At 54.1% G+C, this 14766-nt stretch carries 9 protein-coding genes; 4 read left to right on the top strand and 5 right to left on the bottom strand.

What is annotated here, in order from left to right; translation table 11 throughout:
• The first annotated feature begins 71 nt into the window (after nt 1–71).
• The gene (locus tag C2I18_RS20665) at nt 72–1112 is read left to right on the top strand and encodes an acyltransferase family protein (protein WP_249897613.1); all 1041 of its coding nucleotides are present in this window, start codon (nt 72–74) and stop codon (nt 1110–1112) included.
• Nucleotides 1113–1260: 148 nt separating this feature from the next.
• Here C2I18_RS20665 and C2I18_RS20660 read toward each other — a convergent pair whose 3' ends face one another.
• The 4 genes from C2I18_RS20660 to C2I18_RS20645 all read right to left on the bottom strand — a co-directional run bounded on the left by C2I18_RS20660 (nt 1261) and on the right by C2I18_RS20645 (nt 6992).
• On the bottom strand, nt 1261–3486 hold the full coding sequence (locus tag C2I18_RS20660; RefSeq protein WP_249902187.1) for an alginate lyase family protein: 2226 nt from the start codon (nt 3484–3486) through the stop codon (nt 1261–1263).
• Nucleotides 3487–3519: 33 nt separating this feature from the next.
• Nucleotides 3520–4389 carry a carbohydrate ABC transporter permease gene (locus tag C2I18_RS20655; RefSeq protein WP_249897612.1) on the bottom strand — a complete coding sequence of 290 codons (870 nt, stop codon included), beginning with the start codon at nt 4387–4389 and terminating at the stop codon, nt 3520–3522.
• A 24-nt stretch (nt 4390–4413) separates the two neighbouring features.
• The gene (locus tag C2I18_RS20650; RefSeq protein ID WP_249897611.1) at nt 4414–5322 is read right to left on the bottom strand and encodes an ABC transporter permease; all 909 of its coding nucleotides are present in this window, start codon (nt 5320–5322) and stop codon (nt 4414–4416) included.
• A 101-nt stretch (nt 5323–5423) separates the two neighbouring features.
• On the bottom strand, nt 5424–6992 hold the full coding sequence (locus C2I18_RS20645) for an extracellular solute-binding protein (RefSeq protein ID WP_249897610.1): 1569 nt from the start codon (nt 6990–6992) through the stop codon (nt 5424–5426).
• Nucleotides 6993–7215: 223 nt separating this feature from the next.
• Here C2I18_RS20645 and C2I18_RS20640 point away from each other — a divergent pair, with 223 nt between their 5' ends.
• From C2I18_RS20640 to ilvD, 3 genes are all read left to right on the top strand, one after another.
• A complete protein-coding gene (locus tag C2I18_RS20640) occupies nt 7216–9021 on the top strand; it encodes a cache domain-containing sensor histidine kinase (RefSeq protein WP_249897609.1) in 1806 nt (601 codons plus the stop codon).
• Nucleotides 9008–10624, top strand: coding sequence for a response regulator (locus C2I18_RS20635; protein WP_249897608.1), 1617 nt, complete (start codon nt 9008–9010; stop codon nt 10622–10624). The genes C2I18_RS20640 and C2I18_RS20635 overlap by 14 nt, the downstream gene beginning before the upstream one ends.
• Before the next feature lie 438 nt (nt 10625–11062).
• Nucleotides 11063–12748 carry a dihydroxy-acid dehydratase gene (gene ilvD, locus C2I18_RS20630; RefSeq protein ID WP_249897607.1) on the top strand — a complete coding sequence of 562 codons (1686 nt, stop codon included), beginning with the start codon at nt 11063–11065 and terminating at the stop codon, nt 12746–12748.
• Between the two features lie 579 nt (nt 12749–13327).
• Here ilvD and C2I18_RS20625 read toward each other — a convergent pair.
• Nucleotides 13328–14707, bottom strand: a complete 1380-nt coding sequence (locus tag C2I18_RS20625; protein ID WP_249897606.1) for a polysaccharide deacetylase family protein — start codon at nt 14705–14707, stop codon at nt 13328–13330.
• Between the last annotated feature and the right edge of the window lie 59 nt (nt 14708–14766).

Here is a 14766-nt window from a genome sequence, read left to right as displayed (position 1 = left end):
ATTCTTTCCCCGGAAATCATGTATTTTAAAATTAAAGTAATTTGCAGATCGCATATCATGGAGGTCAGGTTATGGCAGAGGAACACCCGCTTGAGTCGCGCGGAGAGACTTTTTTTCTCAATCTGCGCTTAATGCTTATCGTTACGGTATTTGTCGGCAATGCGATTGAACCTCTGGTTGGCCGGATGGGCGGGCTGCACAGCCTGTATCTGTGGATATTCAGCTTTCATATGCCGCTGTTTGTGCTCGTCACAGGATATTTCGCCAAAAAAAGCCTGAACGGAAGCGCAGGCCGCAAGGTGCTGCTGCAGATCGGACTGCAGTACCTGATCTTTCAATCCCTATATTCGGCACTGGACGCCTCCCTCTTTCATGTAGATAACATACACCATTCCTTCTTCGCCCCTTATCTGCTGCTCTGGTTCCTGGCCAGCCACGCCTGCTGGCGTCTCCTGATGCTCGGCATGGGCAAATGGAGCAGGACTGCACAGATCGTGTTTGCCGCCGCTGCCGGTGTTGCTGTAGGCTATCTGCAGCTTGACGGCATCTGGTTCAGCATCAGCCGCACCTTTGTATATCTGCCTTTCTTCGTCATTGGTTATCATTTTAACTTCGCGGCTTTTGCCAGACTGTATCAAAAGCATTTCAAAACTGCCGCCGCTGCCGGATCCCTGCTGCTGCTGGTTGTGCTGGGTACGCTGGGGTCCGGCATTCCGCATGGATGGCTCTATGGCAGCATGACTTATATGCAGCTCGGAGTTCATGAATGGTATGCCGGCATATACCGGCTGGCACTGTATGTCCTGCAGGCTGCTGCTTCAATGGCCTTCCTCGGCCTCGTGCCTTACGGACTGAGCCGCATGACCGATTGGGGCCGCCGGACATTGTACGTCTTCCTGCTGCATGGCCTTGTTGTCCGTCTGGCTGCCGTCTCCGGTGTGTATGCTTATATCGGCAGCGCCGCCGGTGCAGCAGTCCTGCTCCTCGCCGCTGTCCTTATGACGATTCTGCTGGCCCAGCCTGCCGTCAAACGTCTATTCCACCCCGTGGTTGAGCCGTCTGTCAGCTGGATGATCACCCTGCAGCGTGCCGCCCTGCGCCGTACACCCTGACTTCCATAGATAAAGGCCGTTGTCCGGAATACGATATTCGTATCTGAACAACGGCCTATTTAATTTCCTGCAGGTTTACTTTATCTGCTCATCCTATATTTGATCCGTATATTAAACAAATCCATTCATATCAGGTTGAGCTTCTAATTTATTGCTCCGCTTCTGCACTCTTCTTCACAATCACATCGCTGCTGTAAATCTCTCCGGCAAACTCCAGCCCGCCAATGTTCTGCTTCCGGGGCAGAAGTTCTTCGGTAATCACATTGCCTGTATGATCCAGGTAACCCGCCACGTTAAAGCTGTTATGGTACAGGCAAATTTCATCGGCGCTGCCGTCAACTTCAATACGCATAGCGGTGGCCTCTGCTGCCGGGAGCTGCGTCCCGTTCATCCGTACAGGCAGGCGTTCAATGACCACCTGCGGCTTCACCGTACCGTACGGTACAGCCAGCGTCTCAATAACCGCCCTGCCGGTCAGCGTCAGCGAACGCTTCACTACCGGATTATCGTAATAGAAGCCTTGCTTGAAAAGCAGGCCCGCTTCCAGGCTCAGCTGGTCCCGGACATGCCCGCTTGAAGGATGCACCAGCAGCAGATTGGCGTCCTCCAGCTGTGTCGCCGTTTCCCTGCTGCGGCAGTCGTACACTGCAGCACCGCACGGCAGGTGAAAGTATTGCTCATACAGGTGCTGCTCCCGTGCTTCGAACAGATCCACAATCAGCCAATAGCGGTTCCTGACAAACAGCACCTTGCGGGAATGGATTACCGGATCTTCATAGCGTGAATAACCGTAATGGCTTGCAAAGGTGTAGCCGTAAGTGTCGTTCGACTCAAAGTCCCAGATTCTGCAGGCTGCGGTGGCCGGGGTACTCCAGTGCAGGCTGCGGACATGCTGGTCCTGGCCGTCAACAACCACCGTGTTGTGGGCCCGGGTGGATACCGCATATTTCCGTTCCTTGTTCCATTCGAACAGGCCCATGCCGCTGTCCGCCAGCAGCTCCCGTCCGCCGGCATAGAGCACCAGGCTTAGCGCATCCGAGTGGGCGTGTCCGCCGACGCCGACGCCTGCCCGCATCGCCATATACATATCGTCCCGGCCCCAGCCCTGCCGGAAGGTAATATATCCGCCAACCGGGAAACAGGCCGCTGTCGTCCGGGGTTCCTCCGCCTGCAGACGCCCATAATTCTCCGCCGCCTCCGCCCCCACTCTCCAGAGCAGCGAGAAGGGCAGGCGCTCATGCCCAAGCGCCTTGAAATCGCTCCGCTGGTACAGGTAAGCCCCGAGACTCATAATATTACGCAGCTCGCTGGCCACCTGCACATCCGTATCGCCGAATTTAACGAGCTGCCCGTCAGGGGACAGCAGATGCATTGTGACGTTGAACATGTCCTCCAGAATCCGGTCGTATTCTCCCGCGTCCATCCCGAGTCTTTGGAAGAGCGCCACGAGCTCATACAGGTCGCGCATGACGACCAGATGGTAGTTCGGGCTGCCTTCGAACTGCACGCCGTCCGGATAGACGTTCTGCCGGATATAGTCCGGCATTTCGCGCAGTCCGTATTCCAGCCATGCAGCGGAGTCTTTCAGTTCCGGCAGCAGAAGTGCGGTCTGGATCAGCCCGCGCAGCTGCATGCAGACATGGTTCCCGTGATTGGCATGGTATTTGCGGACATAATGCCCGTGCTGGTGGAACGATTTGATCAGCTTCAGCTTTACCTCCGGCTTAAAGGATGCGGAGCTGAAGAACGTAATGAAGGCTTCCGGCAGCATGAACATGCGCACCCCGGCGGAGAGCGGGTCCCAGGTCGAATGCTCCGCCCGGAAGGTGCCGTCCGCCGGCACGGGGTTGTCGCTGATGAAATGATCCATCATGTCATTGAAGCACTTGGCGTACTTCTCGTCTCCGGTCAGGACATAGGCCCTGGCGAGCCGCTTGACGTATACGAAGCGGGTCAGATGCAGCTGATACTGCGAGCTGTCATACAGCCAGCTGTTCCAGTCATATTTTCCGTCCGGGAAGACAACTCTTCTGCCCTTGAACAGCGGAATGTCACCGGCCGCAATCCGGTCTGCCTCGGCAATATCCTCTTGGGCTTCCCCCTCTCCGCTGTAGCTGTCAAGCGCATATGCCCTAAGGCGGGGAACATCCTGTACATCAAAGTAATATCTCCGTACATTGCCTGAGGCAATCACCTCCAGATAAGCATCTCTTGCCTTCTCCACATTTCCGGCCTGCAGCTCAGCGTTTACCCCGGCAAGCTCCGGGCGGCTCAGGTCAAGCACTGTGCTTAAGAACTCACCATCTGACATCTGGTTCACTGTGTACTTCGGATTATGGCGCAAATCCTTATAACCGATCGTCACTGTAATCATCACCTTTTCATTTTCGCGGGACAGGCTCCGCTTCTATTCTTTAATGGAGCCCAGCATGGCTCCTTTGGCAAAATACTTCTGCAGGAAAGGATACACGATGACGATTGGCAGCATGGCGAGCAGAATTGCCGCATTCTGCACATTCGGTCCCAGATTGGCGGCCATTTGCGCATCCACCGCAGCTTCAGCCGAGATATTGGATGCGCTGATCGCCACCATCTGCCGCAGCAGCGGCTGAATCGGCCAGCGGGACGTATCGTTCAGGTAGATGACGGCGGAGAAAAACTCGTTCCAGAACTGTACCATAAAGAATAGCGTAAAGGTGGCGATAATCGGTTTGGAGAGAGGCAGCACGACCGAATAAAGAATCCGGAATTCCCCCGCCCCGTCAATCCGGGCCGCTTCATCCAGGCTTTCGGGAAGACTCTGAAAGAAGGAGCGGATGACCATGATATTGAACGCACTGGAAGCTGCCGGCAGCACCACTGCCCAGTAGGAATCAATCAGACCCAGATTTTTAACGACAAGATAGCTCGGAATCATTCCGCCGTGGAAAATCATCGTGAAGAAAATAAACAGCAGTATCGCCCGGCGGCCCGGCAGGTACTTTTTGGACAAGGCATAAGCCAGGGTAATCGACACAAACAGACTAAGACAGGTTCCCATCACTGTAATGAGCACGGAATTGCGCACCGAAGTCAGGAAGGTATCCGCGTTCAGCAGATAAGAGTAGGCATCAAGCGTCCAATGCTTGGGCCAGATGAAGAAATTACCGGCGAGCGAATCGCCCGGCGGGCTGAAAGATACGGCGATAATATAGAGAAAGGGTAAAATCACCAGCAGACTGATCAAGCAAATGATCACTACAATCACGCTGTCAAACCATGTTACACGCAGTTTCATAGGTCTCCACTCCTGTTTTCGGTTCTAGAATATGCCTTCTTCACCCAGTGCCTTGGCCGCATAATTGGCTGCAAGCACAAGAATCAGACTGGCCACGGATTTGAACATGCCTACGGTTATCGCGAAGCTGTAGTTGAACTGCTCCAGACCGATATGGTAGACGAACAGATCGAACACATTGGAGACATCCAGGTTGAGGCTGTTGGTCATCAGGAAGATCTGCATAAAGTTGGAGTCCATGGAGGAACCGAGACGGAGCAGCAGCAAAATGACGATCGTACTTTTGATTCCCGGAAGCGTAATATGCCAAATATTTTGCAGCCGGTTTGCACCATCGACCTTAGCCGCCTCATACTGCTCAGGGTTAATACCGGCCAGCGCCGCCAGGAAGATAATCGTTCCCCATCCTGCATCCTTCCAGATGGACTGGAAAATAATGAGCGGACGGAACCACTCATTGCTGACGAGGAAATTCGCGCCGCCGCCGAACCATGCCTCCAGATAGTGATTAATCACTCCCGAAGGTCCGAAGAAGGAAATCGTGATTCCGTAAATGACTACCCAGGACAAGAAATGGGGCAGATATACGATCGTCTGTGAGACACGCTTGAAGATTTTGAGCCGTAGCTCATTCAGCAGCAGCGACAGGAAGATGGTGAAGGGAAAATAAATCACCAGATTCAGAAGGCTGATCAGCAGCGTATTTTTCAGCAAAATATAGAAATCGGATGTTCCGAAAAACTGTCTGAAATTATCCAGCCCCACCCAGGGACTGTTCATAATGCCTTTAAACGGGCTGTACTCCTTGAATGCCAGCACGAGGCCCGACATCGGAATGTAATGGAAAATAACAAAATAAAGTATTCCCGGCGCAGCCAGTACATAAAATGGCCACAGCTGCTGGAACCGTTTCGGTCGCAAGCTTCTCTGCATAGTCTAGCCCTCCTTATCCATGGGGCGAAAGAAGGGAACCCCTTCTTCCGCCTTTGTGTGTATTTACATGTGGTTTATTGCTGTTTCTATTCCAGGGCTGCTTACTGATGCTCTGCGTTGTACTGGTCCAGCAGCTCTTGTGCAATCTGTACTCCGGTTCCGTTAGTCCAGGCATCGATTTCTTTCTGCACGTCATCCCATGTCCCTTCGCCCAGGACAAATTTGGTCATAACGGCACTCATTTTCTTGTAGCTGTCCGGATTTTTGCTGGCGGTCTCTGAATTGTAGCTAAGGAACGGATTCTCAACACCGATCTTGCTGATGATGTCCAGCGAAGCTTTCTGAACTTCCAGGATTTCCGGTACTTTGGAGTTTGCATAAATGTAAGGGTCTACTCTGTTCTCCAGCACAAATTGGCTCGGTTTGTCCAGATCATATTGCTGTTTCTGTTCTTCGGTCTGGACGGCAACGCCATCTTTGAAGTCGCTGGAATGGATGCCGGTAACACCAGCTTTGGAGAAAGCTACATTCTCTTCAGAAGCGGTAAAATCAAGGAAATCGATAATTTGCTGCACCTTTTCCTCCGGAACGGAGCTTGGAATTGCCCAGAGACCGTAGTATCCGCCAAGTACCGCAACGCCCTTTTGCCCGTCCGTACCTTCCAGGCTGTCGATAATGGCAATTTCAGCGTTAGGGTCGGTCTGCTGCAGCTTCTCTACGCTGCTCTCCACCAAATCGCTGACATTTCCGACAAAAGCGCCCGCCGTACCGGACTGGAACTTGCTCCGCGCCTGCCCCTGGTTTTTAAGCACCGGAGCGTCCTTGTCGATCAGACCTTTGCTCCAGGCATCTCTGAGCCATTCCAGAAAGGCTTTGTACTCCGGAGTCTGGAAATCCCGGACGGCCTTGCCGTCCTCCAGCTCCCAGACATTCGGAATTCCGAAAGCGAACTGAATCGGCAGCACGCCCGAGAACGGCCCTGGACTGCTGATGCCGTCAACGGCGAAGATGGTGAACGGAATGGTTTTCCCGCCGCCGGCCGGGTCCTTTTCTTTGAATACTTCAAGGGCATGGGTCAGCTCATCCACTGTTTTCGGCACTTCCAGATTATATTTGTCGAGCCAGTCCTTACGGATCAGAATGCTCGCTTCGCCGCCGCCGTATAGACCGCGGGGCCGCGGAATGCCGTACACCTTACCGTCGACCTTGATGCCGTTCCAGACCGTATCTTCGATCTGGCTGATATTTTGCGTCTTCTCAAGGTAAGGCGTCAGGTCATGGAAAGCGCCCATCCTTACCAGATTGCTGAACCGGTCGTCCTTCCCGCCGTCCATCAGCAGCATGTCATAGGAATTGCCTGCGGAGACCGCGACCGAGAGCTTGTCGGTATAAGCTTCGGAGGGCACGAACGTGACATCCAGGTCAACATTCCCGCGTTTCTCGAGATCCTCCAGCGCTTTGTTGTTCTCCGCTGCCGGCGGATTGCCGAAGAGAATCGTCATCGCCTTGATGCTGGCCGGCCCGCTGCCCGCTGCCTTGCCGGAGTTCCCTGCCGGTGAAGCCGAGCCGGCAGGGGCCGCATTATTGTTATCCCCGGAGCATCCCGCAAGCAGCGATACTGTCAACGCCGCCGTGGCCATTAGTGGTACGAGCTTTCTTCTGGAATTCATTGTTATCCCCCATTCGTTTATATGATTGCGTTTACATCATTGCTACACTTTGGATTATAGAAGGCCGGGCGGCCGCTGAACATGCCGGATTCGCGCCAATGTGTCACCGTTTTTAAGATTTGCCGTAAACGGTGTTCCTCCGCATCCGGCGTTGTACTATAATTAGCACAGGATAGCCCAAGAGCCATTCGCAGTCTAATCCCAGTAACGGATGTGATCCGCCATGAACTCGCCTTTCTTCAGTTTCCTGCGCAGGAGCTTCTATTTCAAGATGATCCTGGTCATGCTCGCCGTCTCTGTTATTCCCTTAATTGCATTGTCCTTCATTTCTGTAAGCGTATCCAGCAATACAGTTGAGAAGCAGGTGAACCGTCTCAATGCCCAGCTGGTCAACCAGGTGGTGGACCGGATTGAATTGACGATGACACGGCTGCGTGAACTCAGCGAACAATACTCACGCATCTCTTCCATCCAGGGAGCTTTGGTCTCACCTTCAGCCCAATATTTTGAGGAGGTTGTCCGCAAAAGAGACCTGATCTCCGTACTCAGCACGGCTTCGGCCATTATCGGGAACGTGGAGGGACTCCAGGTGTATTCGGCCGTTACCGGCGAAATCCTGTCTTCGACGGAAGCGCCGGCCATGCTGGAAGATTCACCGTACCGGCCGCTGATCGAACAATATCTGAACTCCGGCGAGGCCAGCCTTTTTCTGGACAAACATACGCTGCCGGAGCTGGAGATCCTTGATACTTCGACTTATTATATCTCACGCGTGCCCTTTTACCTGTATGAGGACCTGAAAGGCGTGCTGCTGATCTCAATGAACAATGATCAATACCAGCGGCAGATTGAAAATATCCAGCTCGGCAGCAAAGGCTCCATTTCCTTATTGACCGAGGACGGGATGACCATTGCCACGACCAGCAGGCTGGAAGAGCAGGAAGATGCCCGGCGGGTGCAGGACCTTCTGCAGCATTGGAGGAAGCTGAACCGTCCGGACCAGTTCGCGGCAGGCTCCTCCATTGTGTCTGTCAAGCAAACCTCCACCTATGATAAGTGGATCGTGGTTTCGGAGATTCCGTCGCAGGAATTAACCGCCAGTACGGACATCATCCGGAAAACGGTGACGTACTTCCTTGCCATTCTGCTCGTTCTCGGCGCTGCGTCCATCGTCGGCTTCGGCTACCAGCTGTACCGGCCGCTGCAGGCGGTGAAACGGCAGGTCGATGCGCTTAAGAAAGGGAACTTCGACGCCCGCGTCACCCGGTTTGCCAATAATGAAATCGGCGATCTCGGCCGGATGCTCAATACGATGGCTGTGCGTATTCAGGACCTGCTGGCTGATCTGCATGAGTCGGAGGATCTGAAGCGCAAGCTGGAAATCCGGGCCCTGCAGTCCCAGATCAACCCGCATTTTATGTACAATACACTCAATACGATCCGCATGTTCGCCATGATGAAGGATTACGACAAGATCAACTCGCTGATGGGCCGGCTGGTCGCGCTGCTGCGCTATTCCATGGAGAATTTCGAGCAGACGGTGCAGCTCCGCCAGGAGCTGGAGTACCTCACCGATTATGTGGGTCTGCTCAATATGCGGTATAAATGCCAAATCCATCTGCAGGCCGACATCGAAGAGCCGCTGCAGAATATGCAGATTCCGAAGCTCGGGCTGCAGCCGCTGATCGAAAATTCCGTGTTCCACGGCATACTGCCGCGCAAACTGCCGGAAGGGCATATCAAGGTGCGTGTATTCTCCGACGCCACTGAACATCAGATCATTCTGGAAGTCAGCGATGATGGCGCCGGAATGGAGGAAGCGGGGCTGAAGCAGCTGCAAATGCAGCTGCTCCGGGAGGAAACCGGTGAGAATATCGGCCTGCAGAATGTCTGGATGCGGATGAGGCTGCTGTTCGGGGCAGGAACACGGATTCTGCTCCACAGCCCCGCCGGGGAAGGACTGACCATCCGGATCCTGCTGCCGGCAGAGACCGTTCAGATGAAGGAGGAACCTCATGACTCAATATAATGTGCTGCTGGTGGAAGACGAGATTCCGGCAAGAACCGTATTCCGCCAATTTATCGAAGAACGAAGTGACCTGTTCACCCTGATCGGTGAAGCGGAGGACGGCATGGACGGGCTGAAGCTGTTCCTGGAGCATAAACCCGAGCTGATTGTCACGGATATTACGATGCCGGGGATGAACGGGCTGGAGATGCTGCGCGAGATTGAGAACAGCGGGGAACGCCCGCCGCAGGTGATTATCCTTACCTGTCACCAGGACTTTCATTATGCCCAGCAGGCTATACATCTGAAAGCCTCCTCTTATCTGATCAAGGACGACTGCCTCTCCGATCCCGGCCTGCTTGCCCGCACTATGGAGCAATTGGCCTTCCAGGCCGATTCGCTGGGCGAGTCGCGTGAGAAGCAGCTCCAGCTGGAGCAGCAGGTCCGGCTCAGTGAAATCGAAATTGAACAGAGCCTGTTCCTGGACATGCTCCGTAGTCCTGCTGCAGAATCCAAATGGCTGCGCAGGCTGGAGGAAGCGCAGCTTCCGCTGAGCGGCAGCCGGTTTCACGCGCTGCTGCTGGAGCTGGACCGCTGCTCCCTGCGCTTCCCTGTCGACCAGCTCGAGGAGCTGAAGCTCTGGCAGTTCGCCGGGGTTAACGTGCTGAAAGAGATACTGGGCAGCATCGGTCCGCACAAAGTGATTGCCCTGGACAAAGGGCGGTTTCTGGCCGTCTATACCGATGCGTTGCCGGAGCGCCCAGGGTTCCTGGAGCAGGTGCTCCAGTCTATTACCGCCAACCTCAAAATGAACTGCTTCGGCCTGCAGTGCCTTTTCGGGCGCGGACTTCAGTCTTGGCCGGAAGCGCTGAAGCACCTGGCTTCTGCGCCATATCCATTCTTTTACCGCGGAGGCGAAAGCCTCGCCATTGAGGAATTGGAAGAGGGCCTCTGCTTCGGGCCGATTCCGGAGCCGCTCAACCAATTCTGGTACAAGGTGTTGAAAAAGGCGCTTCTGGAGCCGCATTTGAACACATCGGCGCTGGAGCAGGAACGCAGCTTGCTGCTTCGCCAGGCTGCCGAGCAGCATTGGGACCCGGAACGGATCAAATCGCTGTATTTAAGAGTATTCCTGGATATGAGCCATGCCGCTATCGGCACCTCAGGCGGTGCGGAGCTGGAAGCCGCTTTGCGGAAACAGCTGGAGCTGTGCCAGACATTCAGTGCCGTGCACGAGAAGACCTGCTCCTACTTCCACAAGCTTCAGCTGCTGCAGGAAGGCGGCAAGCGGATTGATGCTTCCATCTCGCGGATTATCCAGACGATGCGTGAGGATCTCAGCTATCCGTACAAGCTGGAGGAGCTGGCTGCTTCCATTAATTACAGCGTTCCTTATTTCAGTGCGATGTTCAAGAAAGCGGCGGGTGAAAGCTTTGTCCAATATCTGACCCGCTTGCGGATTGAGAAGGCTACGCTGCTGCTCTTGACGACCGACCTCAAAACCTTTGAAATCTCGGAATCTATCGGCTTCGAGAATTACCGGTCCTTCAACCGGATCTTCAAGAAGGAGACCGGTGTCTCCCCTTCCGATTACCGCAGGAACGCTGCGGGAGTGCAGGAATAAACGGGAATTCGGGGTGCCGTCACGAAATATAGGACTAAGGTTCTGCATCCGGGCACTTTCCAGATAAAGCACTTTCCTTGCTGTCTAAGGAATTACGGGCAGGCAGCCCCATAGCAGAAGCCGACAAACTTCACATTGTCCGGTAGAAAAAACAGGCCTTTTGTGATAGACTCTCTAATAACAATGACTGGCCGCTTGGATCAAGCAGGTATTTTCATAGAAGTAATAAGACATTGTTTTTATAGAAACGGCTTCGCCCTTCTTCTTGCAGGAAGCTGGACCCCGTTCCTTCTATAAACCGCAGACACGTGTTGTTTGGGATTGCAGTGCGTTAATGCGACACTATATTCGTTGATCACTGGGCTGTGCTCCAGGCGGGTGTGTACGAAGCATCCCCGTCAAGTGCATGCCAACAACTTTCAGGGGGGAAATGTTATTATGGCAGCCAAGAAAATGCGTTCAGACATGATTAAAAAAGGTTTTGACCGGGCTCCGCACCGCAGTCTCCTGCGTGCCGCCGGCGTTAAGGAAGAGGATTTCGGCAAACCGTTCATCGCGGTATGTAACTCTTATATCGATATTGTACCAGGTCATGTGCATCTTCAGGAATTCGGCAAAATCGTCAAGGAAGCGATCCGCGAAGCCGGCGGCGTTCCTTTTGAATTCAATACGATCGGTGTAGACGACGGTATTGCCATGGGCCATATCGGCATGCGTTACTCCCTGCCAAGCCGCGAGATTATTGCCGACTCACTGGAAACTGTCGTTTCCGCGCACTGGTTCGACGGCATGGTGTGCATTCCCAACTGTGACAAAATCACTCCGGGCATGATGATGGGCGCGCTGCGCGTCAACATCCCGACAGTATTCGTCAGCGGCGGACCGATGAAGGCCGGCGTAGACAGCAAAGGCAAAAAGCTCTCCCTGACTTCCGTATTTGAAGGCGTTGGCGCCCATCAGGTCGGCAAGATCAATGATGAAGAGCTCCTGGAACTGGAACAATACGGCTGTCCTACCTGCGGCTCCTGCTCCGGTATGTTCACCGCTAACTCTATGAACTGTCTGGCTGAAGCTCTCGGCCTGGCTCTTCCGGGGAATGGAACCATTCTGGCAGTTGCGGAAGAACGCCGCGATTTCGTACGCAAATCCGCTACCCAATTGATGGAGCTGATCAAGCTTGATCTGAAACCGCGCGATATCGTAACCAAAGAATCGCTGGATAATGCCTTTGCTCTGGATATGGCCATGGGCGGCTCCACCAACACTGTGCTGCACACACTGGCACTGGCACAGGAAGCGGGCGTCGACTATCCGCTGGAGCGCATCAATGAAGTGGCTAACCGCGTGCCTTACCTGTCCAAGCTTGCCCCTGCCTCCGATATCTTCATCGAGGATGTGGACCGGGCCGGCGGCGTGAGCGCTGTGCTGAATGAGCTGCTGAAGAAGCCGGGTGCGATTTACGGCGACTGCATCACGGTAACCGGCAAGACGCTGGCCGAGAATGTACGCGGCCATGAGATTCTGGATACCTCTGTTATCCATACGCTGGACAATCCTTATTCCGAAAAAGGCGGCCTGGCCGTACTCTACGGAAACCTGGCTCCGGAAGGCTCGATCATCAAGGTCGGAGCAGTTGACGCTTCTGTAGGCGGCTACCATAAAGGTCCAGCGATCTGCTTTGATTCACAGGAGCAGGCTCTGGAAGGGATCGCGAACGGCAAGGTCAAGGAAGGACATGTAGTCGTTATCCGCTACGAAGGACCTAAAGGCGGACCGGGTATGCCGGAAATGCTCGCCCCAACCTCCCAGATCGTCGGCATGGGCCTTGGTGCCAAGGTCGGCCTGATCACTGACGGACGTTTCTCCGGCGCTTCCCGCGGCATCAGCATCGGCCATATCTCACCGGAAGCAGCTGAAGGCGGCCCGATCGCTTTTGTTGAAGACGGCGATATCATCGAGCTGGATCTCAACAACCGCAAGATCGAGCTGCTTGTCGAAGAAGAGGTGCTCGCTGTCCGCCGCAACGGCTGGAAAGGCTTCGAGCCGAAGGTGAAGACAGGCTACCTTGCCCGTTATTCCAAGCTTGTAACGAACGCCAGCAATGGCGGCGTGCTCAAAATCTAATTTTGCTGACAGCCCCGGGGGTATTCATGCCTCAGGGGCTATTTTTTTGGCTATGGCCATTGGAGAGCGTGACACGCTCGCCTTCGCAGTGGGTCAAATGTACTCGGTTTTTCGAGTACATTGGGCTGTGTTCTCCTCGCAGTGGCACATTGTACTCGGTTTTTCGAGTACATTGGGCTGCTTTGCCCTCGCAGTGGCGCATTGTACTCGGTTTTTCGAGTACATTGGGCTGCTTTGCCCTCGCAGTGGTACATTGTACTCGGTTTTTCGAGTACATTGGGCTGTTTTCCCCTCGCAGTGGCACATTGTACTCGGTTTTTCAAGTATATTGGGCTGCTTTCTCCTCGCAGTGGCACATTGTACTCGGTTTTTCGAGTACATTGGGATCGTTTCCGCTGTAGGCGAGCTTAAGCGCGGGATGCGACGCAAACTTGCACATGACAAAGCCTTGGACCCACAGTGTGAAAGAATACGAAGCTCCAGAGGTGTACGACAAAAAAGACAGAGGCTTGTTGAAGCTGCCTCTGTCTTTTCGCATTTATATTCATGAAATTTAGTGATTATAGCCGGGCGCTGTGCCTAATGTACAGCTGTCGCTCCCGGAAGCTCTGCTTCCAGAGGCCGCTCTTCTTCACGCTTCAGCTCACGCACCTTAACCTGCTTCTGCGGCCGCTGCTGGTTCATCTGGTCCAGGAGCTGGGAGACCGGCATCAGCATCATCTTCGGCACGAGCACCTCGCTGCGCTCCTTCAACCTTGCTCCGCCGGCGGGATGAATGACACTCAGCAGGATGCTCAAGTAAAACTTGGTGGAACGGGCGAACAGCCCATCCGGCAGATCCAGCACCATGAACCCGAACTTCTCCGGCCCCCGGTTAATCATGCTGACACCGTAAAGCGCCTTGGCTTCTGCCAGGTCCAAATCACCGGCAATCCGCCCCGCAAGCACAGGCAGATCCTTCTCCATCCGGCGGATCATCCGGATGGCCAGCTGCGCGGATGACCGGGAATGCACACCCAGCTCGAACAGCTGCCTGTTGTCGATATGCAGCTCTATAACTTTGTCGCCTTTGTTCAGCAGCTCGCCGTTATCCATCATCACCGGTTCACCCTGATACTTGCGCAGCCGGTAATGCAGGAACGGGTCGGCCGGCGAAATCGTCTTAAGACTGAAGATGAACTGGAACACCTGCTCCCAGGCCAGCCACAGGCCTACGACCAGCCTTTTGGCAAAAGAAAGCTGCTGAATGGGCGAACTCTGCACCTTCTTGATCATCTCATCAATCCGGATACTGCTCAGCCCGCGGTTCTGTGCTTCACGCAGCATCCGTTCCAGAGCCACCAGCATATGCTTCGGCGCGTGAGGGTCAGCGCCAAGTGTCGTGCCGCAGTCATGCAGCAGCATAACTTCACCCGGGTTCAGCTTGGAGAGCATTTTCTCGGTCAGCCGGTCTGCTCCAAGCTTTGCCTTCCAGTCACCGAACATGGCGGACCACAGAACAATCTGCACCTGCCGGCGTTTGGAAAAGTCGAACAGATTCACGATCCCCCACGGCGGACGGTAATACGTGCTCCGTTCCCCGGTAATACTGTAAATAATATCATCCGTACGCTTAATTTGCCTTTTGACGGTTGCGGGACGCATCAGCCAGTTCGTTTTGTGCACATAATTATGAATACCGATGAGATGCCCTTCGGCATGCATCCTTCTGATAATCTCCGGATTCTGCTCGGCGTGGGAGCCGACCACAAAGAATGTTGCCTTGGCATCGTAACGCTTGAGCAAATCGAGCAGAAGCGGTGTATATTGAGGATCAGGCCCGTCGTCAAAGGTCAGGGCAAATTCGGTCCGCCCGATACCTTTGCGGAATACACGGTAACCAAAGATCCGGCTGATCATTCCAGGAATAAATGCATAAAAGGTTGAAATATAAAATAACCAGAGCAGCAAAGTCTGCATGTAATTTCCCCGCTTTTCCAGAGTTGACTTTGGCTCGTTATAAGTATGCAAGCAGATAC

This window comes from Paenibacillus sp. PK3_47 (genome assembly GCF_023520895.1).
Lineage (GTDB): Bacteria > Bacillota > Bacilli > Paenibacillales > Paenibacillaceae > Paenibacillus_AQ.
This window is presented reverse-complemented; position numbering and strand designations above follow the sequence as displayed.

Bases quoted from the DNA above. Each gene is read 5' to 3' on its own strand.
- C2I18_RS20665 (WP_249897613.1), top strand. From the start codon at position 72: ATGGCAGAGGAACACCCGCTTGAGTCGCGCGGAGAGACTTTTTTTCTC.
- C2I18_RS20660 (WP_249902187.1), bottom strand. From the start codon at position 3,486: ATGATTACAGTGACGATCGGTTATAAGGATTTGCGCCATAATCCGAAG.
- C2I18_RS20655 (WP_249897612.1), bottom strand. From the start codon at position 4,389: ATGAAACTGCGTGTAACATGGTTTGACAGCGTGATTGTAGTGATCATT.
- C2I18_RS20650 (WP_249897611.1), bottom strand. From the start codon at position 5,322: ATGCAGAGAAGCTTGCGACCGAAACGGTTCCAGCAGCTGTGGCCATTT.
- C2I18_RS20645 (WP_249897610.1), bottom strand. From the start codon at position 6,992: ATGAATTCCAGAAGAAAGCTCGTACCACTAATGGCCACGGCGGCGTTG.
- C2I18_RS20640 (WP_249897609.1), top strand. From the start codon at position 7,216: ATGAACTCGCCTTTCTTCAGTTTCCTGCGCAGGAGCTTCTATTTCAAG.
- C2I18_RS20635 (WP_249897608.1), top strand. From the start codon at position 9,008: ATGACTCAATATAATGTGCTGCTGGTGGAAGACGAGATTCCGGCAAGA.
- ilvD (WP_249897607.1), top strand. From the start codon at position 11,063: ATGGCAGCCAAGAAAATGCGTTCAGACATGATTAAAAAAGGTTTTGAC.
- C2I18_RS20625 (WP_249897606.1), bottom strand. From the start codon at position 14,707: ATGCAGACTTTGCTGCTCTGGTTATTTTATATTTCAACCTTTTATGCA.